General features: G+C 70.7%; 23 protein-coding genes. 15 read left to right on the top strand and 8 right to left on the bottom strand.

Going from position 1 to position 20,937, the window contains the following annotated elements; all coding sequences use genetic code 11:
- Positions 1-45 precede the first annotated feature (45 nt).
- The gene (locus ACZ7CH_RS19645; RefSeq protein WP_360391546.1) at positions 46-600 is read right to left on the bottom strand and encodes a helix-turn-helix domain-containing protein; all 555 of its coding nucleotides are present in this window, start codon (positions 598-600) and stop codon (positions 46-48) included.
- A 103-nt stretch (positions 601-703) separates the two neighbouring features.
- Between ACZ7CH_RS19645 and ACZ7CH_RS19640 the strand changes: the two genes are divergently transcribed.
- On the top strand, positions 704-1,372 hold the full coding sequence (locus tag ACZ7CH_RS19640; protein WP_458431181.1) for an AzlC family ABC transporter permease: 669 nt from the start codon (positions 704-706) through the stop codon (positions 1,370-1,372).
- Positions 1,351-1,659 (top strand): AzlD domain-containing protein, encoded by a 309-nt coding sequence (locus ACZ7CH_RS19635; protein ID WP_360391540.1) that lies wholly within the window; start codon positions 1,351-1,353, stop codon positions 1,657-1,659. Before ACZ7CH_RS19640 ends, ACZ7CH_RS19635 begins: the two co-directional genes overlap by 22 nt.
- Here the strand turns inward: ACZ7CH_RS19635 and ACZ7CH_RS19630 are convergent.
- The gene (locus ACZ7CH_RS19630) at positions 1,656-2,096 is read right to left on the bottom strand and encodes an Lrp/AsnC family transcriptional regulator (RefSeq protein WP_360391538.1); all 441 of its coding nucleotides are present in this window, start codon (positions 2,094-2,096) and stop codon (positions 1,656-1,658) included. The two genes, ACZ7CH_RS19635 and ACZ7CH_RS19630, sit on opposite strands and share 4 nt — an antisense overlap.
- Positions 2,097-2,170: 74 nt before the next feature.
- Here ACZ7CH_RS19630 and ACZ7CH_RS19625 point away from each other — a divergent pair, with 74 nt between their 5' ends.
- Together ACZ7CH_RS19625 and ACZ7CH_RS19620 are read left to right on the top strand one after the other, a co-directional pair.
- Positions 2,171-3,358 (top strand): trans-sulfuration enzyme family protein, encoded by a 1,188-nt coding sequence (locus tag ACZ7CH_RS19625; RefSeq protein ID WP_360391535.1) that lies wholly within the window; start codon positions 2,171-2,173, stop codon positions 3,356-3,358.
- A gap of 139 nt (positions 3,359-3,497) precedes the next feature.
- A complete protein-coding gene (locus ACZ7CH_RS19620; RefSeq protein WP_360392666.1) occupies positions 3,498-4,832 on the top strand; it encodes an amino acid permease in 1,335 nt (444 codons plus the stop codon).
- A gap of 85 nt (positions 4,833-4,917) precedes the next feature.
- On the opposite strand, the gene ACZ7CH_RS19615 is transcribed toward ACZ7CH_RS19620, so the two are convergent.
- Complete coding sequence (locus ACZ7CH_RS19615; RefSeq protein ID WP_470374486.1) at positions 4,918-5,547, bottom strand: GNAT family N-acetyltransferase; 630 nt, start codon at positions 5,545-5,547, stop codon at positions 4,918-4,920.
- A gap of 72 nt (positions 5,548-5,619) precedes the next feature.
- Between ACZ7CH_RS19615 and pdxT the strand changes: the two genes are divergently transcribed.
- The 4 genes from pdxT to ACZ7CH_RS19595 all read left to right on the top strand — a co-directional run bounded on the left by pdxT (position 5,620) and on the right by ACZ7CH_RS19595 (position 8,027).
- Entirely contained in the window at positions 5,620-6,243 is a 624-nt protein-coding gene (gene pdxT, locus ACZ7CH_RS19610) for a pyridoxal 5'-phosphate synthase glutaminase subunit PdxT (RefSeq protein ID WP_458431183.1), read from the top strand.
- Complete coding sequence (locus ACZ7CH_RS19605) at positions 6,240-6,989, top strand: YebC/PmpR family DNA-binding transcriptional regulator (RefSeq protein ID WP_360391528.1); 750 nt, start codon at positions 6,240-6,242, stop codon at positions 6,987-6,989. Before pdxT ends, ACZ7CH_RS19605 begins: the two co-directional genes overlap by 4 nt.
- A gap of 73 nt (positions 6,990-7,062) precedes the next feature.
- Positions 7,063-7,563, top strand: coding sequence for a DUF4262 domain-containing protein (locus ACZ7CH_RS19600; RefSeq protein ID WP_470371029.1), 501 nt, complete (start codon positions 7,063-7,065; stop codon positions 7,561-7,563).
- Positions 7,560-8,027 carry a GNAT family N-acetyltransferase gene (locus ACZ7CH_RS19595; protein WP_360400094.1) on the top strand — a complete coding sequence of 156 codons (468 nt, stop codon included), beginning with the start codon at positions 7,560-7,562 and terminating at the stop codon, positions 8,025-8,027. Before ACZ7CH_RS19600 ends, ACZ7CH_RS19595 begins: the two co-directional genes overlap by 4 nt.
- A gap of 333 nt (positions 8,028-8,360) precedes the next feature.
- Here ACZ7CH_RS19595 and ACZ7CH_RS19590 read toward each other — a convergent pair whose 3' ends face one another.
- Positions 8,361-8,894: a TIGR03086 family metal-binding protein gene (locus ACZ7CH_RS19590; RefSeq protein WP_470374485.1), complete on the bottom strand. Its 534-nt coding sequence runs from the start codon at positions 8,892-8,894 to the stop codon at positions 8,361-8,363.
- Positions 8,895-9,072: 178 nt separating this feature from the next.
- On the opposite strand from ACZ7CH_RS19590, the gene ACZ7CH_RS19585 reads away from it, so the two are divergent.
- Positions 9,073-10,545 (top strand): peptide MFS transporter, encoded by a 1,473-nt coding sequence (locus tag ACZ7CH_RS19585; protein ID WP_360400100.1) that lies wholly within the window; start codon positions 9,073-9,075, stop codon positions 10,543-10,545.
- Positions 10,546-10,699: 154 nt separating this feature from the next.
- Here ACZ7CH_RS19585 and ACZ7CH_RS19580 read toward each other — a convergent pair whose 3' ends face one another.
- Positions 10,700-11,989, bottom strand: a complete 1,290-nt coding sequence (locus ACZ7CH_RS19580; protein WP_470374484.1) for a cytochrome P450 — start codon at positions 11,987-11,989, stop codon at positions 10,700-10,702.
- A 31-nt stretch (positions 11,990-12,020) separates the two neighbouring features.
- Entirely contained in the window at positions 12,021-12,614 is a 594-nt protein-coding gene (locus ACZ7CH_RS19575; RefSeq protein ID WP_360400106.1) for a TetR/AcrR family transcriptional regulator, read from the bottom strand.
- Between the two features lie 140 nt (positions 12,615-12,754).
- Between ACZ7CH_RS19575 and ACZ7CH_RS19570 the strand changes: the two genes are divergently transcribed.
- The 6 genes from ACZ7CH_RS19570 (at position 12,755) to ACZ7CH_RS19545 (ending at position 19,084) form a co-directional block, all read left to right on the top strand.
- Positions 12,755-12,919, top strand: a complete 165-nt coding sequence (locus ACZ7CH_RS19570; RefSeq protein ID WP_360400109.1) for a hypothetical protein — start codon at positions 12,755-12,757, stop codon at positions 12,917-12,919.
- Between the two features lie 300 nt (positions 12,920-13,219).
- A complete protein-coding gene (locus ACZ7CH_RS19565; RefSeq protein WP_360400112.1) occupies positions 13,220-14,422 on the top strand; it encodes a glutamate-cysteine ligase family protein in 1,203 nt (400 codons plus the stop codon).
- The gene (gene egtB / locus ACZ7CH_RS19560; RefSeq protein WP_470374483.1) at positions 14,419-15,708 is read left to right on the top strand and encodes an ergothioneine biosynthesis protein EgtB; all 1,290 of its coding nucleotides are present in this window, start codon (positions 14,419-14,421) and stop codon (positions 15,706-15,708) included. Before ACZ7CH_RS19565 ends, egtB begins: the two co-directional genes overlap by 4 nt.
- 3 nt (positions 15,709-15,711) lie before the next feature.
- Positions 15,712-16,437 carry an ergothioneine biosynthesis protein EgtC gene (gene egtC, locus ACZ7CH_RS19555; RefSeq protein WP_470374482.1) on the top strand — a complete coding sequence of 242 codons (726 nt, stop codon included), beginning with the start codon at positions 15,712-15,714 and terminating at the stop codon, positions 16,435-16,437.
- A complete protein-coding gene (gene egtD, locus ACZ7CH_RS19550; protein WP_458431189.1) occupies positions 16,434-17,405 on the top strand; it encodes an L-histidine N(alpha)-methyltransferase in 972 nt (323 codons plus the stop codon). The genes egtC and egtD overlap by 4 nt, the downstream gene beginning before the upstream one ends.
- Before the next feature lie 59 nt (positions 17,406-17,464).
- Positions 17,465-19,084, top strand: a complete 1,620-nt coding sequence (locus tag ACZ7CH_RS19545; RefSeq protein ID WP_470374481.1) for an alpha/beta hydrolase — start codon at positions 17,465-17,467, stop codon at positions 19,082-19,084.
- On the opposite strand, the gene ACZ7CH_RS19540 is transcribed toward ACZ7CH_RS19545, so the two are convergent.
- Positions 19,032-20,183, bottom strand: a complete 1,152-nt coding sequence (locus tag ACZ7CH_RS19540; RefSeq protein ID WP_470374480.1) for a hypothetical protein — start codon at positions 20,181-20,183, stop codon at positions 19,032-19,034. The genes ACZ7CH_RS19545 and ACZ7CH_RS19540 overlap by 53 nt on opposite strands.
- Positions 20,180-20,896 carry a sulfite exporter TauE/SafE family protein gene (locus tag ACZ7CH_RS19535; protein WP_458431193.1) on the bottom strand — a complete coding sequence of 239 codons (717 nt, stop codon included), beginning with the start codon at positions 20,894-20,896 and terminating at the stop codon, positions 20,180-20,182. The genes ACZ7CH_RS19540 and ACZ7CH_RS19535 overlap by 4 nt, the downstream gene beginning before the upstream one ends.
- Positions 20,897-20,937 lie beyond the last annotated feature (41 nt).

The raw sequence follows: 20,937 nt of genomic DNA, 5'->3' as shown, positions 1-20,937 counted from the left end.
GGGCGGAGTGTAGTTCGCGGACCGCGCCGCCACGGCGCTGCCGGGCTACGCGGTGTGCTCCATCACCATCACGGCCGTCGTGCCCGGCTCCAGCGCCTTGCAGATGTGCGGCAGGTCTCCCGGGTACACGATGTAGTCGCCCGGCCCGAGCTCGACCGGGTCGCTGGCGAGGCCCGCGAGGCAGCGGCCGGTCGCCACGATCATGTGCTCGACGCTGCCCGGCACGTGCGGCTCCGACTCGCGGGCGCCGCCCGGTTCGAGCGCCAGCCAGTAGAGGTCGTGCTTGGTGCCGGGGCGGCAGGCGGCGAGCAGCGTCGCGGAGTAGTGCGCGCGCTCGGAGTGGATGACCGGCCCTTGGCCCGCGCGGATCACCTGGACGCGGGGGACGCCGGGTTCGACGAGCTGGCTGAACGGCACGCCCAGCGCGACGCCGAGCGCCCACAGGGTCTCCACGCTGGGGTTGCCGGCGCCGGACTCCAGCTGCGACAGCGTCGACTTCGCGATGCCCGCCTTCTTGGCCAGCTCGCTCAGGGACATGCCGCTGCGGTCGCGCTCCCGCCGGAGGTTGGCCGCGATGAGGTCGAGTGGTGCGTTCGACACAGAAGTCCATCCGTTCGTCTTGACGAACACCGATCCCGGGTGTTCATCTTATCGGGTGGTCCGTTCGATTTGGCGAACTCTGGATGCAGTCCTCCTGCGCGACGTGACCGCGGTGGCCCTCGGCGCCGCGGTGACCGGCGCCAGCTTCGGTGCGATCTCGGTGGGCTCCGGCCTGGCGTGGTGGGTGCCGGTGCTGATGTCGCTGCTGGTCTTCGCGGGTGGCTCGCAGTTCATGGCGGTGGGCGTGGTCGCCGCCGGCGGCAGCCCCGCCGCCGCGGTGCTGGCCGGTCTCGTGCTGAACGCTCGGCACCTGCCATTCGGCCTCGCGGTCGGGGACGTGCTCGGCAAGAGCCCGCTCGCCCGCGTCGTCGGCAGCCACCTGCTGATCGACGAGTCCACCGCGTTCGCCATGGCGCAGAAGGACCCCGCACGCGCACGGGCTGCCTACTGGGCGTGCGGCGTGGCGTTGTTCTTCAGCTGGAACACCGGCGTGCTCATCGGCGCGCTCGTGGGGCAGGCGATCGGGGACACGGCGGCGTTCGGCCTGGACGCGGCCTTCCCGGCGGCGCTGCTCGCCCTCACGCTCCCGGCCCTGAAGGACGCGGCGACGCGCAACGCGGCACTCGCCGGCGCCGTCATCGCGCTGGCGACGACGCCGTTCCTGCCCGCCGGTGTGCCCGTGCTGCTCGCGCTGGCAGGGCTCTTCGCGTTCCGCGCCCCGAAGAAGAAGACACCGACGAAGGAGGAGCCGTGCCCGTCACCGCGATCCTGATCCTGGCCGCCGGCACCTTCGCCATCCGCTTCGCCGGGCCGGTGCTGCGCGACCGCGTGACGCTGCCGGAGCGGGTCCGCGAGCTGATGTCCGCCTCCGCCACCGTGCTGCTGGTCGCCTTGGTGGCGATCTCGGCGCTGACGAGCGGAAAGCAGTTCGGCGGCTGGGCGCTCGCCGCCGGAGTGGCGGTCGGCGGTCTCGCGGCGTGGCGGAAACTGCCTTTTGTCGCAGTAATCGTCCTGGCCGCCGCGACCACCGCGGGACTGCGGTGGCTCGGCGTGGCCTAATGCTTTCTGATGTGCGAGAAAAGCAGGTTCGTGTGCACTTCGGTCACCTCTCGCCGACTGGTGAACTTGTCGAGCACGAGCCGTTGCAGATGAGCGACGTCGGACACCGCGACGTGCACCAGGAAATCCTCCGGACCCGTCACGTGGGAGAGCGCGAGCGTTTCCGGCAGGCCCAGCACGTACGCCATGAACGGGTCGACGATCTCCTTCGTGTGCGGCCGGATCTTCACCGCGAGCATCGCCTGGACGTGCTGCCCGACCGCGCTCGGGTCGACCTCGGCGTGGTAGCCGGTGATCACGCCGCGCTCCCGCAGCGCCCGGTGCCGGACCACGGCCGTGGACTGCGCGACGTTCACGCGTTCGGCCAGGTCCTTGTTCTGCAGCCGCGCGTCCTTCCGCAGCTCCCGCACGATGGCCTCGTCGATCGAATCCAGCACGGCGAATCGCCCTTCTGCCGAAACGGGTGCGGTTCCGTGCCCGCTGTGCCGAGGAAGTCTCCACCATTCCGGCCATGACGCGCATGGAGACCATCGCAGTGCACGGCGGCCGCGACGACCTCGCCGAGCTGGGCGTGCACGCTCCTCCCATCGACCTGTCCACCACCTACCCCGTGCCCGACCAGGCGCTCGGCGGGGCGGCGCTGGGGGAGTGGGCCACCGGCGCGGCGCACGCCGCGTCACCGGTGTACGCCCGGTTGCACAACCCGACCGTGGCGCGGTTCGAACAGGCGCTGGCCGCTCTGGAGCACACCGAGGCCGCCGTGGCCTTCGGCAGTGGCATGGCCGCGGTGACCGCCGTCGTCCAGGCCGCCTGCGTGATGGCGGGAAAACCGCACGTCGTGGCCGTGCGTCCGCTCTACGGCGGCACCGACCACCTGCTGTCGTCGGGTCTGCTGGGCGTCACCACGACGTACGTGGAGGCGGGCCTGGTGGCGTCTGCGATCCGGCCGGACACCGGCCTCGTCGTTGTCGAGACGCCGGCCAACCCCAACCTCGACCTCGTCGACATCGAGCACGTCGTGCGGCAGGCCGGCGCCGTCCCGGTCATGGTCGACAACACCTTCGCCACGCCCGTGCTGCAGAACCCGGCGCTGCACGGGGCGTCGTACGTGCTGCACTCCGGCACCAAGTACCTGGGCGGGCACGGTGACGTGCTCGGTGGCGTCGTGGCCTGCTCCGAGGAGCGCGCGGCGGCGTTGCGGCAGGTCAGGATCATCACCGGCGCCGTGCTGCACCCGCTGGGCGGCTACCTGCTGCACCGCGGGCTCGCCACGCTGCCGCTGCGGGTCGAGGCGGCGTCGCGGTCGGCGGCCGTCCTCGCCGCACGGCTGGCCGAGCACGACGCGGTGGAGTTCGTGCGCTACCCCGGCAGGACGGCGCAGATGCGCGGGACCGGCGCGATGATCGCGTTCGGCGTGCACGGCGACCCGGTCGAGGTGGTGCGGCGGCTGAAGCTGGTCACGCCCGCCGTCTCGCTGGGATCGGTCGACACCCTGATCGAGCACCCCTCGGCATTGACGCACCGGCTCGTTCCGGGAGAAGAACTGCGTGCTTCTGGCGTTCCGGACAATTTGCTGCGCATTTCCGTGGGACTCGAACACGTCGAGGACATTTGGGAAGACCTCGACGCGGCGTTGTGTGACGTCGCTTACGTTAAGCCTTCCCCAACTGATTTCTTGGTGATGACCGCCACTCACTAAGGTCCGGACGCATCAGCGCGTCGGGGCGCGGGAGGTTCCGACGCGGGCATTTTCCGTTTTCGGAAGGAACCTCCTCGTGAGTTCTGTGGAAACTGATGCGGACGGCTACACCAAGGCGCTGACCAAGCGCCAGGTGCAGATGATCGCAATCGGTGGCGCGATCGGCGTCGGCCTCTTCCTGGGCGCGGGCGGACGCCTCGCCGCGGCGGGGCCGTCGCTGATCCTGTCCTATGCGGTGTGCGGCCTCGCGGCGTTCTTCGTCATGCGCGCGCTGGGCGAGCTCGTCCTGCACCGCCCGGTGGCCGGCAGCTTCGTGGAGTACGCCCGCGAGTTCATCGGCCCGTGGGCGGGCTTCACCTCCGGCTGGATGTACTGGGTCAACTGGGCGATGACCGGCATCGCCGAGATCACCGCCGTCGCGATCTACATGCACAAGTGGTTCCCGGACATGCCGCAGTGGATCACCGCGCTGGTGGCGCTGGTCGTCCTCGTCGCGATCAACATGCTGTCGGTGAAGCTGTTCGGTGAGCTGGAGTTCTGGTTCAGCGTCATCAAGGTGACGGCGATCCTCGTCTTCCTGGTCACCGGCATCGCCCTGGTGATCAGCGCCGCGGACATCGGCGGCACCACGGCGTCGGTCTCCAACACCCTGGGTCACGGCGGCCTGTTCCCCGCCGGGTTCGGCGTCGCGCTGATGACCCTGCAGGCCGTGATCTTCGCCTACTCGGCCATCGAGCTGGTCGGCATCGCGGCCGGCGAGACCAAGAACCCCGAGAAGATCATGCCGCGCGCCATCAACGGCGTGGTCTACCGCATCGCCATCTTCTACGTCGGTTCCGTGCTGCTGCTGACGATGCTGCTGCCGTGGGACCACTACACCGGCACCGAGTCGCCGTTCGTGACCGTGTTCTCGGCGCTGGGCATCCCCGCGGTCGGCGACATCATGAACGCCGTGGTGCTCACCGCCGCGCTGTCCTCGTGCAACTCCGGCCTCTACTCCACCGGCCGCATCCTGCGGTCGCTGGCGCAGAAGGGCGAGGCACCGGCGTTCACCGGCAAGATGAACTCCCGGCACGTGCCCTACGGCGGCATCCTGTTCACCGGCGCCGCCTACCTGTTCGGCGTGGTGCTCAACTACACCGTCCCGAAGGACGCGTTCGACATCGCGATCGCCGTCGCCTCGCTCGGTGTGGTGTCCACGTGGGCCACGCTGATCGTCTGCCAGATGAAGCTGCGGCAGAAGGCGCTGCGGGGTGAGGTCGAACGGCCCTCCTACCGGATGCCCGGCGCGCCGTACACGTCGTGGCTGACGCTCGGGTTCCTCGCGCTCGTCGTCGGGCAGATGGCGTTCTCGTCCGGGCACGCGGAGCGGATCGCGTTCTGGTCCATCCCCGTCCTGGCGCTGGTGCTGTTCCTCGGCTGGCGGTTCGTGAAGTCGCGGCAGGCGCAGCAGGAGCCCGTGCCCGTCGACTGACCCTCCTCGGCTCAGCTCCTGCTCGGCTCAGGGCACGCGGGGACCTTTCGTACTCTCTGAGAGTACGAAAGGTCCCCGCGTGCGTTCAGGGAACGGGCAGGTGGGCCGCTGTGATGGGGGAGACGGCGGTCCAGCCGAGGGTCAGGTAGAGGGCGCGACCGGCTTCGGAGGCGACGAGGACGGCGCGGGTCGCACCCCGGGTCACGGCGGTGCGGGTCAGCTCCGACATCACCACGCTGCCCAGGCCACGCCTGCGGTGCGCGGGGCCGGTCTCCACCACGTCGACCACGGCGGCGCGCCCGTGCACCGCGACCCGGCCCTTCGCCGCGACCTCGCTCCCGGCGAGCACCACGGCCTCGGCCACGTCACCGGTGCCGCGCACCTCCACGGTGTAGGGGGCCGGCGGGGTCACCGGCGGCCGCGTCCCCAGCTCGACGCTCATCAGGTGCTCCGGCGCGCTGACCACCCACGCCGGGCCGAGCTCGACCTGGTCGCGCGCACCGCAGACCTTCAGCCACGTGCCGGGCTCGGACAACCCGGCGGCACGCGGGCCGGCCGCGGCCGGGTCCGGCAGGACGTAGCGCACCCGGTGCCCCGGCAGCCCGACGTCGATGCGGTAGCCGTCGGGCTCCTCGACGGGCGCAGGGGTGCCGCGGGACAGCGCCCAGCCCCTGACCCAGTCCTCGACGACGGCGGTGAGGTGCGAACCGGTCATGCGCCGATCCTGCCCCACGCGGGCGGCGGACCGGCGAGGTGTGCGCTGACCACCTCGAATAAGCTGGCAGGCATGGTTGCTGCCCCTCCCGTCATCGGCGTGCTCGCCCTCCAGGGTGACGTCCAGGAACACCTCGTGTCGCTCGCGAAGTGCGATGTCACCGCACGGCCCGTGCGGCGCGCCGAGGAGCTGGACGAGCTGGACGGGATCGTGCTCCCCGGCGGCGAGTCGACGACCATGAGCAAGCTGCTCGACAACTTCGAGCTGCTGGAGCCGCTGCGGGCCAAGATCAAGGCGGGCTTCCCCGCGTACGGGTCGTGCGCGGGCATGATCCTGCTCGCCAACACCGTCCTGGACGGCCGCGAGGACCAGCACCAGCTCGGCGGCCTGGACGTCACGGTCCGGCGCAACGCCTTCGGCCGGCAGGCCGACTCGTTCGAGACCGATCTCGACCTGGAGGGCGAGACGGTTCACGCCGTGTTCATCCGGGCACCTTGGGTGGAGGCGGTGCACAGCGGTGTCGAGGTGCTCGCTACGGTGCCCGTCACGGCTGAGGCGGGTGACGCCGCCGGTAGGATCGTCGCGGTCAGGCAGGGCAACGTGCTAGCCACGGCGTTCCACCCGGAGCTCACGGGGGACGAGCGCGTTCACCGACTGTTCGTTGACATGGTCCGAAGTTCGACGGAGGAGAAATGAGCGGCCACTCCAAGTGGGCGACCACCAAGCACAAGAAGGCCGCTATTGACGCCAAGCGCGGCAAGCTGTTCGCGCGGCTGATCAAGAACATCGAGGTGGCCGCCCGCACCGGTGGTGGCGACCCCGACGGCAACCCGACGCTCTTCGACGCGATCCAGAAGGCCCGCAAGAACTCGGTGCCGCTGGACAACATCGAACGGGCCCGCAAGCGCGGCGGCGGCGAGGAGGCCGGCGGCGCCGACTGGCAGACCATCATGTACGAGGGCTACGGGCCCAACGGTGTCGCGGTGCTCATCGAGTGCCTCACCGACAACCGCAACCGCGCCGCCACCGAGGTCCGCACGGCCATGACCCGCAACGGCGGTTCGATGGCCGACCCCGGTTCGGTGTCGTACATGTTCAGCCGCAAGGGCGTCGTCATCGTGCCGAAGGCGGGCACGACCGAGGACGACGTGATGATGGCGGTGCTCGAAGCGGGTGCCGAGGAGGTCAACGACCTGGGGGAGGCCTTCGAGGTCGTCTCCGAGGCCGGCGACCTGATCCCGGTGCGCAAGGCGCTGCAGGACGCGGGCATCGACTACGAGTCGGCCGAGTCGAGCTTCCTGCCGTCGGTGTCCGTCGCGCTCGAGGCGGAGGGCGCCAAGAAGATCTTCAAGCTGATCGACGCGCTGGAGGACTGCGACGACGTGCAGAACGTCTTCGCGAACTTCGACGTGTCCGACGAGGTCATGGCCGAGGTCGGCTGACCTCTTCCGGCGGTGGGCGGGCGGGTGAGCCGGACGGCTCACCCGCCCGTTCCGTGTGCGTAGGGTGGGTTTCGTGCTTTCCGACGAGGACATCGAGTTGCGTGCCCGGCTGCTCTCCCTGGCCGACCGGCACGGTCACGCCACCATCGTCGTGCCACCGGACGCCGAGGGAGCGGGCTACGTCTTCTCGGTCGGCGCGTGGCGGCGGTTCGGGGTGGCCGAGGCGGTCGTGATCGGACTCGACCAGGGCATGGGCGAGACGCTCGTCAACGCGTACGTCAAGCGGGCGAGCGCCGGGGAGCGGTTCGTGCCGGGGCAGCTGTACTTCGACTTCTTCAACGGCGTGCCGATCACGTTCGAACGCGTCTACAAGGGCTTCTACCCGGAGTTCCTCGGCAGTGCCTACCTGCTCTACGACGGCTCCGAGTTCGCCGCCGTGCAGATCATCGTGCCGACACCGCAGGGCCACTGGCCGTGGCAGCCCGACGCGCCCGCCGGGTTCGGCGACCACCAGCTCGTCCTCACCGAGAGCGGTGTGCCGGAGAGCTGGACGCCGGGGGTCAACGGGCCGTGAGCATCCGGATCAGGGCACTCGACGCCGACCGGGCGGGTGAGGTCATGACCGTGCAGCGGGCCGCCTACCTGGTCGAGGCCCGCCGGTACGGCGCGTGGGACCTGCCGCCGCTGGTGGAGACGCTCGCGCAGGTGCGGGACCACATCTCCTCCGGGCAGCCCGCGCTCGGCGCGTTCGACGGGCACCGGCTCGTCGGCAGCGTGCGCGGCAACGTCGACGGGGACCGCATGGAGGTCGCCCGCCTGTTCGTGGCGCCCGACCAGCAGGGCAGGGGGATCGGCAGGAAGCTCCTCGACGCGGCCGCCGGTGCCGCGCCGAGCGGGGTCGACGTCCTGTGGCTGTTCACCGGTGCCCGCAGCGAGGAGAACATCCGGCTGTACGAGAGCGCCGGGTTCGTGAAGATCAGCGAGCGCGTCGACGGGCTGGGCATCACACTCGTCACGTTGGAGCGGAAGGTCATCTGAGGTTCAGGTGCCGGTCACGGGCGGCTGGCAGAGTCCTGGGCGGTCCACCCACGACCACACACCGGTGCGGACGTCGATCACACGTCGGCTGATCCGTCCGGCACCCCGCGCCCCCTGGCACATCCGGTGCCAGGGGGCGCGTCGCGTCGTGGCGGCGGGTTGTCCGGAGGTCGTTGTCCGGTGGTCGTGCGCCGACACCGGACAACGCCGCGGGCGGTAGAACTTGCGGTGCGGCCGGAACCGGGGGGTCACCGGCCGCGCAGTGGGGGATGAGCGCCCCGCCTCGCAGGAGGCGAGGGGGATGCGGGGCGGGGCGCTTGCACACCGGAAGGGCTACGGCTTGCGTCCCAGCAGTCCGATCAGGCGGGTCTGGTCGTCCGCGTCCCGAGCGACCGGGACGGCCGAGTCGAACATCGGCGTCGCACTCCACTCGTCGGCGTTGCGCTCCACGTACGCGAGCACCGTCGCGGCCAGGTCCGGGTCTATGCGCTCGTCGGCGCCGATCGAGCGCGCCAGGTCCCACGCGTGCACCGCGAGGTCCGTCGTCATCTGCCAGCAGTACTCGGCGGCGTCCAGCAGCCCGCTCGACACGTGCACCGGCCGCGACAGCGCGTCGGGCTCCAGCCACGCCTCGCGCGCCGCCGCCGCGGCCACCACCCAGGACACCAGCGGGTCGTCGCCGAGGTTGCCGTGGTCGAACCGGTCACCGACCTGCTCGGTGGTGCAGCCCGCCAGCAGCTCCGGCGCCCAGAGCTGCTCGTGGACCAGATGGCCCACCAGATCTCTGACCGACCACTCCCGGCAGGGGGTACCCAGCTCCCACTGGTCGGGGGCGATTTCCCGCACCCGACGGTCGAACTCCGTCATTGCGAGGCCGTGCGCCTGGATCAAGTCCACCCCAGCAGTGCATCAAACACCGCCCGACCCCGCACGACGGCCTGAGAGTTGGGCCACTTGGACGCAACCCCGATTGCAAACAGTACGAGCGTTCGGCGTAATGTGCACCGGATCCGCCGTGACATCGTTGACACGAGAGGACGATGACGTGAGCGCCCCTAGCGCCAGCATCCCCGGCAAGCAGGACACGGGCTTCTTCGGCCACCCCCGAGGCCTGTCCACGCTCTTCTTCACCGAACTGTGGGAGCGGTTCTCGTTCTACGGGATGAAGGCCATCCTCGGCCTCTACCTGTGGACGGCCGTGTCCGAGGGCGGTCTCGGCGTCGACAAGGCGCTGGCGTTGTCCGTCGTGGCCATCTACGGCACCGCGGTCTACATGTCCGGCGTCGCCGGCGGCTGGCTCGCCGACCGCGTGTGGGGTGGCCAGCGCGCCACCTTCTACGGCGGCGTCCTGATCATGTGCGGCCACATCGCACTGGCGCTGCCGATCGGCATCACCGGCGTGTACGTCGGCCTGATCTTCATCGTGTTCGGCACCGGCCTGCTCAAGCCGAACATCTCGACGGTCGTCGGCGGCCTGTACGACAAGACCGACACCCGCCGCGACGCCGGCTTCACGATCTTCTACATGGCGATCAACATCGGTGGCTTCGTGTCGCCGCTGATCACCGGCGCGCTCGCGGACGGCATCGGCTTCCACGCCGGGTTCGCCGTCGCCGCGGTCGGCATGGCGCTGGGCCTCGTCCAGTACCGCCTGGGCCGCAAGCACCTGCGCGGGTCCGCGGCCGTGGCGCCGAACCCGCTGCCGCACCAGGAGAAGGGCCGCGTCTACGGCCTCATCGCCGGTGTCGCCGTCGCCATCGCCGCGCTCGGTGTGGTCTCCTACCTCCTCGGTGACGTCGAGGGCGTCATCCTGATGATCAGCATCATGTCGATCGTCCTGCCGATCGCGTACTTCACCGTCATGCTGCGCAGCCCGAAGACGCTGCCGGAGGAGAAGCCGCGGGTCGTCGCCTACATCCCGCTGTTCGTCGCGGCCGCCATGTTCTGGCTGATCTTCGAGCAGAGCGCCTCGGTCATCGCCGAGTTCGCCGACTCCCGCGTCGACAACCACGTGTTCGGCTGGGAGTTCCCGGTCGCGTGGTTCCAGTCGATCAACCCGATCATGATCATCGCCCTGGCGCCGCTGTTCGCGCTGCTGTGGGTGAAGCTCGGCAAGCGGGCGCCGTCCACGCCCCGCAAGTTCGCCGGTGCGCTCGTGCTCGTCGGCCTGTCGTTCGTGCTCATGTACTTCGCGAGCAACTCGGCGGCCGACGGCAAGGTGACGCCGCTGTGGCTGGTGCTGATGTTCCTGATCATGACCGCCGGTGAGCTCATGCTGTCGCCGGTCGGCCTGTCGGTGACGACGAAGCTGGCGCCGCGCGCGTTCGCCTCGCAGACGATGAGCCTGTGGTTCCTCGCGACCTCGGCCGGCACCGGTGTGGCCGCGCAGCTCGTGAAGTTCTACACGACGAGCCCGTCGGCGTACTTCCTCACGCTGGGCGGTGCGGCCGTGGTCTTCGGCATCGCGCTGGCCGTGGCGGCCCCTGCCATCAGGAAGCTGATGTCGGGCGTCGAGTGAGGCGCACAAGGCGAGAGGGAGGCCCGTCGCGGCGGCGGTGCGGCGGGTCTCCCTCTCGCCTTCAAGCATGCACTACGGAGATGTGTCATTGGGGCACGAACATTGCTCCGGACAGGTGAAGTAGGGCACGTGCGCCCGCGAATTTCGCCCCACGTCAGGTCTGCTTCACCGCCAGTGATCGTTTGGGCTCGTTCGCACGAACCGGAAGTCGCAACGCGCCGCGGATGAGCTTCGACCTGCGCCGCGCCATCGGGCCGTCCTGCGCGAGGTTCGGGAAGCGCTTGAAGAGCTCGTGCAACGCGACCGCGCCCTCGATGCGCGACAGGCCCGCGCCGATGCAGTAGTGGATGCCCGCGGAGAACGCGAGGTGCTCACGCGCGTTGGACCGCGTCGGGTCGAACGTGAGCGGGTCGGAGAACACCCGCGGGTCGCGGTTGGCCGCCGCGAGCAGCAGCATCACCGGCATGCCCTTCGGCAGGGAGGCGCCGGCCAGCTCAAGGCGTTCCTTCGGCCAGCGGATCGTGTACTGCACCGGCGGGTCGAGCCGCAGCACCTCCTCGACGAACCCCTCCGCGTACTCCGGGCTCTGCGCGAGCGGCGCGACCGTGTGCGGGTTCTCGAACGCCTTCAGCACGCCGTTGCCGATCAGGTTGACCGTCGTCTCGAACCCGGCGAACAGCAGCAACCCGGTGGTGGCGACCAGGTCCTCGCGGCTGAGGTCCGCGTGCCGGGTCACCAGGTGGCTGACGATGTCGTCCTGCGGGTTGCGCCGCCGCTCGTCCATCAGCCCGTCGATGAAGTCGTTGTACTCGACGATCGTGGCGTGCAGGTCCCTGAGCTGCTTGTGCGACCAGACGCCGTCGAGCGTCTCGGCCAGCGACGAACCCCAGCGGGCGAACAGCGCCCTGTCGTCGTCCGGCACGCCCAGCAGGTCCGCGATCACCTGGATCGGCACCTGGGACGCGAACTCCGCCACCACGTCGAACCGGTCGTCCAGCCGGTCGAGGTGGTCCGTGACGATCTTCTGGATCGACGCGGTGCGGTCCTTCAGCGCACGAGGGGTGAAGAACGGCTGCACCAGCCTGCGCAGCCGGGTGTGGTCCGGCGGGTTCTTCATCAGGAACGAGTCCTGCACCGGGTTCACGACCTTGTGGCCGTCCTTGACCAGCGTGATCGGGATCATCGACGCCTCGTCGAACGTCGCCGTGACGAACCGCGGGTCACGCAGCACCGAGTCGCACAACGCACGCGACGGCGTGACGTAGGCGCCCATCTTGCTGCGCACCATGTCGCCCTTGGCGCGCACCTTCTCGTACATCGAGTACGGGTCGCGGTCCGGCGGTGATGCCATGACACCGGCGTACGGGTCACCGATCAGCGCATAGCCGCGCACGAGAGAGCGGAGCGCGAAGAACTGGACGGTGGTCTTCAGCGAGGACGGCATGCGTCCACAGTGGGGTTTACGTGAAAAACCTTCAAGAGCTGCGGCGGTGGCGGCGCACGGTTTCTTCGACGAGGTCGAGCACCGGCTCCATGTCGTCGGCCGGCAGCCCCATCGCCAGGTGCGACACCAGGCCCTCCAGCACCAGCTCCAGGAAGCTCGTCAGCACCGTCACGTCGACGTCGTCGCGCAGGTTGCCGGCCTCCCGCTGCCGGAGCAGGCGCTGCCGGGTCGCGGCCGTCAGCTGCTCGGACCGCTCGGCCCACCGCGCGCGGAAGTCGGGGTCGGTGCGCAGCCGCCGGGAGACCTCCAGGCGCGTGCCCAGCCAGTCCGCCGCGTGGCCCTCGTCGCGCTTCTCCGGCTCGTCGAGCAGGTCGCGCATGACCTGGACCAGGCCCTGCTCGGCCACGACGTCGGCCATCCGCAGCGCGTCGTCCTCCGCGAGGGCGAGGAAGAGCGACTCCTTGTCCCGGAAGTGGTGGAAGATCGCACCGCGGGACAGTCCCGTGGCCTCTTCGAGACGGCGTACCGTGGCACCCTCGTAGCCGTGGCGCGCAAAGCAAGCACGCGCACCGTCGAGGATCTGGCGACGGCGGGCGTCTAGGTGGTCCTGGCTGACCCTGGGCACCGGTAGATGGTCCCAGGACGGGGACCGGAAATCCAATCCGTACGTACGGATTGGACAGCTCCATCCGTGTGATCCTTTCGAGTGGATCTCCGGCCTGGCCTGTCCCGGTGGCGGCGTGAGCGCCAATATCCTCCTGCGCCATGGAGACGCACGAGTTCGTCAAGCTGTCGGCGCTCGCCGAGCGCCTCGGGTGGCGGCGGCGCGTCTCGACCGGCGTCCACGTGGTCGACCTCCTGCTCAGCCGCACGACCACCGACCTCATCGCGGCGCTCGCGGAGAACCGGGACCGGGAACGGTCCGGCTGACCTCGGCCGACCGCGGACGGCACCGCCACCTCGTCGACCAGCAGGTCTACGGCCGCCTGCGCACGGTGGAGGTCGACATCTGGCTGACTCCACCGCCAGTAGAAGCAGCGGGGGAGGCGCGGGGCGTGAACGTGAACGAAGCGGGCAACTCGACACATCCGCCATGCAAACCCCCTGGGCACACGCGTGTGCGCACGCCACGTCGTTGATCTGTAAGGATTTGCACGTCCGCGAGAGCGTGCGAGCCACAATGCCCGCGTGTAGCGTCGAATGCGCTTATCCGATCACGGGGAGTGTGTAGTGACGACTGCGCTGCGTGACCAACCGGCGCCGGTCAGGTTCGCTGACCGCGCCGAGGCCGAGGCTTACGTCGCCTCGGTCTGCTTCAAGCACGGGCCTCCGAGGTTGTTCGGCGTGGAACTGGAGTTCACCGTCCACCACGCAGAAGACCCCGCGTTACCCCTGGACCAGCGAAGGTTGGCCGCGGCGCTCGGAGACCACGCGCCGCCGACCCTCGTTCCGGACAGCCCGCAGAGGCCGCTTCCCAGCGGCACGCCGCTGACCGTCGAACCGGGCGGGCAGGTCGAGATCTCCACACCTCCCTGCACCTCCCTCCCCACGCTCTTCACCACCGTCGAAACGGACGTCGAGCAGCTCACCGCGTTGCTCGCGGACCAGGGCCTCGTCCTCGGCGACAGGGGTGCCGACGCGCACCGGACGCCGAGCCGGGTGCTGCGGGTGCCGCGCTACGCCGCGATGGAGCACGAGTTCGGCCGCCTCGGCCACGACGGCATCTCCATGATGTGCAGCACCGCCGGGCTGCAGGTGTGCCTCGACTTCGGCGAACAGCAGGACCTGCGGGCCAGGTGGGCCGCCGTGCACCAGCTCGGGCCGGTGATGGTCGCGTTGTTCGCGAACTCACCGGGGCTCGGCGGGCAGCGGCAGGACTGGGCCTCCGCGCGGATGCGGACGTTGTACGGCACGGATCCCGTGCGCACCAGGCCGAGTGCCGTGTGCGCCGATCCGGCCGCGGCCTACGCGCGGCGGGTGGTCGACACGCCCGTCATCGTCGTCAGGGGACCGGGTCCGAACTGGGTCCCGCCCAGGAGGCTCACGTTCGCCGACTGGATCGACGGGGCGCTCGACCGCAGCCCCACCAGCGACGACCTCGACTACCACATGTCGTTGATGTTCCCGCCGGTGCGGCCGCGCGGGTACATCGAGATCCGGTACCTGGACACGCCGCCGCCGGGCGGCTGGATCGCGCCGAGTGCGCTGCTCGTCGCGCTGTTCAGCGACCAGTCCGTTGTGGACGGTGTGCTGGCGGCGACGGAACGGGCGGCCGGGCGGTGGCTCGTCGCCGCACGGCACGGGATGGCGGACGACCGCATCGCGCGGGCGGCGAAGGACGTCGTCGCCCTCGGCATCGAGGCGTTGCCCCGCACCGGTCTCTCCGACGAGCAGATCAGCACCATCAGCCGGGAGCTGGAGGGGAAGCTGTGACCGAAGAACTCCGCGAGCGGGTGGCGGAGGAACTGTTGCGTTCTCGCGCGCGTTCCACCGCCCTGACCGATGCCGTCGACGAGCACGACCTCGTGCGGCAGCACTCCAAGCTCATGTCGCCGCTGGTCTGGGACCTCGCGCACATCGGCAACCAGGAGGAGCTCTGGCTCGTCCGCGACGTCGGCGGGCGTGAACCGGTGCGCAGCGACATCGACGAGTACTACGACGCGTTCAAGTACGGGCGCAGCGTGCGGCCGGAGCTGCCGCTGCTCAACCCCGCCGAGGCCCGCCGGTACGTCGGTGACGTGCGCGGCAAGGTGTTCGACGTGCTGGAGGAGGTCCCGCTGGAGGGCCGCAGGCTCGTCGAGAACGCCTTCGCGTTCGGCATGATCGTGCAGCACGAGCAGCAGCACGACGAGACGATGCTCGCCACCCACCAGCTGCGCACCGGCGAACCGGTGCTGCACGCGCCCCCTCCGCCGAAGGGGAACCTGGTCGCCGCGACGGAGGTGTTCATCCCGGGCGGACCGTTCGAGATGGGCACCTCGGACGAACCGTGGGCCCTGGACAACGAACGCCCCGCGCACACCGTCCACGTCGACCCGTTCTTCATCGACACCACCCCGGTCACCAACGGCGAGTACGCCGAGTTCGTCCTCGCCGGCGGGTACTCCGACCGTCGGCTGTGGACGGACGAGGGATGGGTGCACCGCACGCGCGCCAAGCTCACCGCACCCCGGTTCTGGCACCGCGAGGGCACGAGCTTCAGCCGCACCGCGTTCGGTGTGACGGAGCCGATCGTGCCGGACGAACCCGTTGTGCACGTGTGCTTCCACGAGGCCCAGGCCTACGCGACGTGGGCGGGCAAGCGGCTGCCGACCGAGGCCGAGTGGGAGAAGGCCGCACGGCACGACCCGGCGACCGGTACCAGCCGCCGCTACCCGTGGGGTGACGCGGCACCGGACGAACGGCACGCGAACCTCGGTCAGCGACACCTGCGCCCCGCACCGGCCGGCGCGTACCCGGACGGGGTCTCCGCGCACGGCGTGCACCAGCTGATCGGTGACGTCTGGGAGTGGACCTCGACGGACTTCCACGGCTACCCGGGCTTCGAGGTCTTCCCGTACCCCGAGTACTCGGAGGTCTTCTTCGGACCCGACTACAAGGTGCTGCGCGGCGGTTCGTTCGGCACCGACTCCTCCGCGGTCCGTGCGACGTTCCGCAACTGGGACTACCCGGTCCGGCGGCAGATCTTCGCCGGTTTCCGCTGCGCCAGGGACGCCTAGGCGATGTGCCGCCACCTGGCGTACCTGGGCCCCGCCGTGCCCTTGTCCGGCCTGCTGTACGACGCACCGCACTCGCTGGAGCACCAGTCGTACGCACCGGGGGACATGCGCGGCGGGGGCTCGGTCAACGTCGACGGCTACGGCGTCGGCTGGTTCCCCGGCCCGGTGCGCTACCGCCGTGCCGGCACGCTGTGGAGCGACGCGAACCTGCGCGCCCTCAGCGGCACCGAGTCCACCGCGGTCCTCGCCGCGGTCCGCAACGCCACGACCGGCATGCCGGTGGCGGACGCGGCGTGCGCGCCGTTCACCGACGGCACGTGGCTGTTCAGCCACAACGGGCGCGTCACGGGCTGGCCGCACAGCGTCGAGGACCTCGCGAGGACGCTGCCGGTGACCGACCTGCTCACCCTCGACGCGCCCACCGACTCGGCACTGCTGTGGGCGCTCGCCGCACGGGCGCTGGCCGCGGGGAAGAACCCCGCCGACGCCCTTGTTGAACTCAGCGACGAGGTCGAGGCCGTGGCCCCGGGGTCACGCCTCAACTTCCTGATGACCGACGGTTCGGTCGTCGTCGGCACCACCTGGACCCACTCGCTGTGGGTCCGCCACGACGGCGTGAGCGTCACGCTCGCCTCCGAACCGCTCGACGCCGACACGGCGTGGCGGGAGATCCCCGACCACCACGTCGTCCTCGCCGATCCATCCACTGTGGAGGTTCGACCCGCATGACCGAGCCGGTGCTGGACGTTCACCTCAAACCGGACGACGCCGTGCACGCCCTGCGCGCCGACGTGCGCGCCGGGCTGACCGCGGACCCGAAGTGGGTGTCGCCGAAGTACTTCTACGACGCGACCGGCAGCGCGTTGTTCGAGGACATCACCCGCCTGCCCGAGTACTACCCGACGCGAGCGGAACGGGAGGTGCTCGCCGCGCGGGCCGGTGAGATCGCGGCGACCACCGGCGCGCACTCGCTGGTCGAGCTGGGCTCCGGCTCGTCGGAGAAGACGCGGCTGCTGCTCAGCGCCCTGCGCGACCACGGCACGCTGACCGAGTTCGTGCCGCAGGACGTCTCGGTGTCCGCGCTCACCGAGGCCGCCCACGCGATCATCGCCGACTACCCCGGCCTGCGGGTGCACGGTGTGGTCGGCGACTTCACCCAGCACCTGGGCCTGCTGCCGGGCGTGTCACCGCGCCTGGTCGCGTTCCTGGGCGGCACGATCGGCAACCTCATCCCCGAGGAGCGGGAGAAGTTCCTGCACACCGTCCGCGACGTGCTGCGGCCGGGGGAGTGGCTGCTGCTCGGCACGGATCTGGTGAAGGACCGCGAGACGCTGGTGCGCGCCTACGACGACGCGCAGGGCGTGACGGCCGCGTTCAACCGCAACGTCCTGAACGTCCTCAACCGCGAGCTCGGCGGCGACTTCGACGTCGCGGCGTTCGAGCACGTGGCGTTGTGGAACAGCGAGCAGGAATGGATCGAGATGCGGCTGCGCGCCACGCGCGCCATGACGGTCACGCTCGCCGGTCTCGGCCTGGCGGTGGAGTTCCGCGAGGGCGAGGAGCTGCGCACCGAGGTGTCGGCGAAGTTCCGGCGGGACGGGGTGCGCGCGGAGCTGGAGGACGCCGGGTTCACCCTGCACCGGTGGTGGACCGACTCGCGGGACCGCTTCGCCGTCTCGCTGGCGCGGGCGATCTGAGCCGACAACCCTCCGATAGGCGGGTACAAACGGTGCGCCCGCAGTGATGGGCTGCACCGGTGACGTCTTCCCTTGCCACCCGTGCCGGCCGCGCGGCGCTCGCTTCGGCGCTCGCGCTCGGCACCATCGCCTCCGGTCTGGGCGCGAGCACCGCCTCCGCCCAGCCCGGCGCCGCAGCAGTCAGACCCGCCGCTTGGGGGCCGTGCGCGGCGGATGTGCTCGCTTCGATCCCTGCTGCCGAACGCACCAGGGTCAGCTGTGCCATCCAGGAAGTTCCCGTCGACCACTCGCGTCCGCGCGGTGACAAGACGGGCATCATCATGATGAAGCGGCCGGCGACCGACCCGGCGAAGAAGATCGGCTCGCTGTTCATCAACCCCGGCGGCCCCGGTGGCGCCGGTCTGATCTACGGCGCGTTCGGCGCGAGCTTCTTCAGCCAGGAGGTCCTCGAGAAGTTCGACCTCATCGGCTTCGACCCGCGCGGTGTCGGCCGCAGCGCCCCGCTGCGCTGCTTCCGCACCCAGGAGGAGGCCGACGCGGTCAACGAGGGCTGGTTCGCCCTGCCGACGACCAAGGCGGAGATCGAGAGCTCGATCCGCCAGTCGAAGGCCTACACGGACTACTGCGGGATCAACGCCGGTCCGCTGCTCGACCACATGTCGACCGAGGCCGTCGCCCGCGACCTCGACGTGCTGCGCGAGTCGGTCGGCGACCGGCAGCTGACCTACGTCGGCTTCTCCTACGGCACGCTGCTCGGCGCCACCTACGCGAACATCTTCCCGGAGCGGTCGCGTGCGCTCGTGCTCGACGGCAACGTCGACCCGAAGCTGCGCCTGACCAACGGCGCCGAGTACGACCGCCAGCGCGCCAAGGGCTTCGAGATCGCGCTCGACGCGTTCCTCAAGCGCTGCGACGCCGAGGGCACCGCCAAGTGCGCGTTCGCCGGTGACGCCCGCAAGAAGTTCGACGGCATCCGCGAGACCCTGCGCAAGGGCCCGACGACGCTGCCGGACGGCACGCAGGTGACGCTGACGGACGTCGTCGGCCGCACCGCGAGCAACCTGTACAACCCGGCCACGTTCAAGGCGCTCGCCACGTGGCTGCAGTCGATCCACGCGGCGCAGAACCCGGCCGCGGCGACGGCCACCGCGCAGACGATGAGCGTCCAGTCCGTTGTGGACGTTCCCGCGCTGAACAACAACGGTGGCCTGGCCGACGTGCGCGGCCTGCCGGAGACCCCGTACACGAGCGACGACTCGTACTACGCGGTCAACTGCATCGACAAGCCGTTCGCCAGGACGACCCGCACCTGGGCGTCCACCGCGGCCAAGTGGGAGAAGGAGTCGCCCACGTTCGGCCGCTACCAGGCCGCTTCGGACGCGCTGACCTGCCCGACGTGGCCGGCGCGCAACCCGGACCGCTGGATCGGCCCGTGGCACCGCAAGACCAAGAACCCGGTCGTCGTGGTCGGCAACTACTACGACCCGGCCACGCAGTACGAGTTCGCCCGCCGCATGTCCCAGCAGCTCGGCAACGCGCGGCTGATCAGCGTCGACGCGTTCGGCCACTGCATCCTGGGCGACTCCGCGGGTGCCGACGCGGCGGTGACCAGGTACCTGGTCGACCTCACGGCGCCGGTGAACGGTTCGGTGTACCAGCCCAACACGCAGCCCTTCTGAGCAAAGGCGTTGCGAGCAGCACTCCCGCGGTGAGGAACGGCGTCACCGGGGCCACCGCCAGCGCGACCACGGCGATGGCCCCGTCGGCGCCGTTCTTCCGCGCGCAGGACCAGAAGCCGAGCCCGAGGCCGGCCGTGATGGCGATGATCGTGACGGCCAGCGTCCACGGTTCCTGCCGGTCGGCCAGCGCGAGCGCCAGCACCCCGATGCCCGCCAGGTAGAACGGGTCCCGGCGCGGCCCGAGTGCCGCGGCCGCGGCGGCGAACACCGGGATGGCCGCGTGTTCGGGAGCGGCCTGCAGCACGGCGCCGAACGCCACGCCCGCGACGGCGACCCGCCAGCTGCGGCGCCTGATCGCCCAGACGAGCACCGCGGCCACGACGAACCACACGGGCGTGTAGGTCAGCATGTCGTCGCGGCCCAGGCTGCCGATCCCGGTGGCTCCGCTGGACACGACGACCTGTGCCGGGCGTTCGTCAGAGGAGTACCAGCCGGGCGCACTGCCGCACACGGCTCCGGGCAGGGTGCACGGGTTGGTGAGGAACATCGGGCTGAGCGTCACCGTGTACGCCGCCAGCGAGCCGAACCCGGCGATCGAGAGCGCCACCCAGGCGGGTCTCGGCGCCACGGCGACGAGCAGCAGGGCCACCCCGAACGCGATCCAGACCACCTCCGGCATGGCCTCGACCACCGGGCGGGCGGGGAGGACACCGAGGAAGGTCAGCCCGAGCGCGACCGCGAGGACCACGATCCCGCCGGAGTGCAGCGGCCTGCGCGGGGCCGCGGCGAGCGCGGCGGCGGTGAAGAGCAGCAGGACCGGGATGAACGCCCGGTCGGTGCAGAGCACGAGCGCGCCGAAAACGACGGCCGCGGCGCCCATCCGCCAGCTGCGGTGCCGGACCGCCCACGCGACGAGCCCGGCGGCGATCACCAGCCGCGGCGAGGCCAGGTCGGGGGCCAGCGCCCCGGAGGTCGCGCCGATCCAGCCGGGGCCGAAGGGCTGCACCGCGATCGTCGCGAGCCCGGCGAGGACGAACGTCACCCACGCGGGCCGGGCGAAGTAGAGGAAGACCGCCGTCGCGGCCGCGAACCAGATCACGACAGCACGCTCCGCACGATCAGCACGACCGAGCTCAGCCCGGCGACGAGGAGCATCGGCGTGCGGATCCCACCCGCGTCGACCCGCTCGCGCAGCGGCCCGGACAGCAGGAAGCCGGCGACGAGGAACGGGATGAGCGCGACCCCTGCCCGGAACTGGTGGGCGGTGACCTGCCCGGCGCCGGCCAGCGCGAGGACCGAGGCGCCGGAGCCGAGCACGAAGAACGCCGCGAGCGTCGCCCTGACCTGCGGACCCGCCTGGTTCTGGTAGAGCAGAGCCACCATCGGCCCGCCCACCGACGTGGCCGTGCCGAACGACCCGCTCGCGAACCCGGCCGTGACGAGCGACCCCGGCCTCGGCGCCGGCCGCCAGGTCGTGGTGGACAGCAGCACGCACGCCAGCACCGACCCGCCGACGACCAGCCCGAACCCCTTCGGGTCGAGCGCGTCGACGACCAGCACGCCCACGACCGTGCCGGGCAGCCGGCCGAGCATCGCCCAGCCCACACCGCGCCAGTCGACGTGGCCGAACTCGCGGGCGAGCGACATCGACGCGTGTGCGGCGGCGACCATCAGCACCGGCACCGGCAGCAGCGCCGGGTCCAGCAGCGCGATCAACGGCACCGCCACGAGCGCCAGCCCGAACCCGATCAACCCCTGTAACAGCCCGCCCACCGCGACGACCGCTCCTGCGACCACAATCCCCCAGCCCATGGGTCGCGATGCTAGCGAGTGGTCCGATCGGCGGAGGGCCC

The organism is Lentzea sp. NPDC037011 (genome assembly GCF_055607425.1).
Note: the sequence above shows the minus strand (reverse complement) of the source record. Positions and strands in the feature narration are given on the sequence as shown.

Bases quoted from the DNA above. Each gene is read 5' to 3' on its own strand.
- ACZ7CH_RS19605 (WP_360391528.1), top strand. From the start codon at position 6,240: ATGAGCGGCCACTCCAAGTGGGCGACCACCAAGCACAAGAAGGCCGCT.
- pdxT (WP_458431183.1), top strand. From the start codon at position 5,620: ATGGTTGCTGCCCCTCCCGTCATCGGCGTGCTCGCCCTCCAGGGTGAC.
- ACZ7CH_RS19535 (WP_458431193.1), bottom strand. From the start codon at position 20,896: ATGGGCTGGGGGATTGTGGTCGCAGGAGCGGTCGTCGCGGTGGGCGGG.
- egtD (WP_458431189.1), top strand. From the start codon at position 16,434: ATGACCGAGCCGGTGCTGGACGTTCACCTCAAACCGGACGACGCCGTG.
- ACZ7CH_RS19590 (WP_470374485.1), bottom strand. From the start codon at position 8,894: ATGACGGAGTTCGACCGTCGGGTGCGGGAAATCGCCCCCGACCAGTGG.
- ACZ7CH_RS19620 (WP_360392666.1), top strand. From the start codon at position 3,498: ATGATCGCAATCGGTGGCGCGATCGGCGTCGGCCTCTTCCTGGGCGCG.
- ACZ7CH_RS19615 (WP_470374486.1), bottom strand. From the start codon at position 5,547: ATGACCGGTTCGCACCTCACCGCCGTCGTCGAGGACTGGGTCAGGGGC.
- ACZ7CH_RS19625 (WP_360391535.1), top strand. From the start codon at position 2,171: ATGACGCGCATGGAGACCATCGCAGTGCACGGCGGCCGCGACGACCTC.
- ACZ7CH_RS19570 (WP_360400109.1), top strand. From the start codon at position 12,755: ATGGAGACGCACGAGTTCGTCAAGCTGTCGGCGCTCGCCGAGCGCCTC.
- egtC (WP_470374482.1), top strand. From the start codon at position 15,712: ATGTGCCGCCACCTGGCGTACCTGGGCCCCGCCGTGCCCTTGTCCGGC.
- ACZ7CH_RS19580 (WP_470374484.1), bottom strand. From the start codon at position 11,989: ATGCCGTCCTCGCTGAAGACCACCGTCCAGTTCTTCGCGCTCCGCTCT.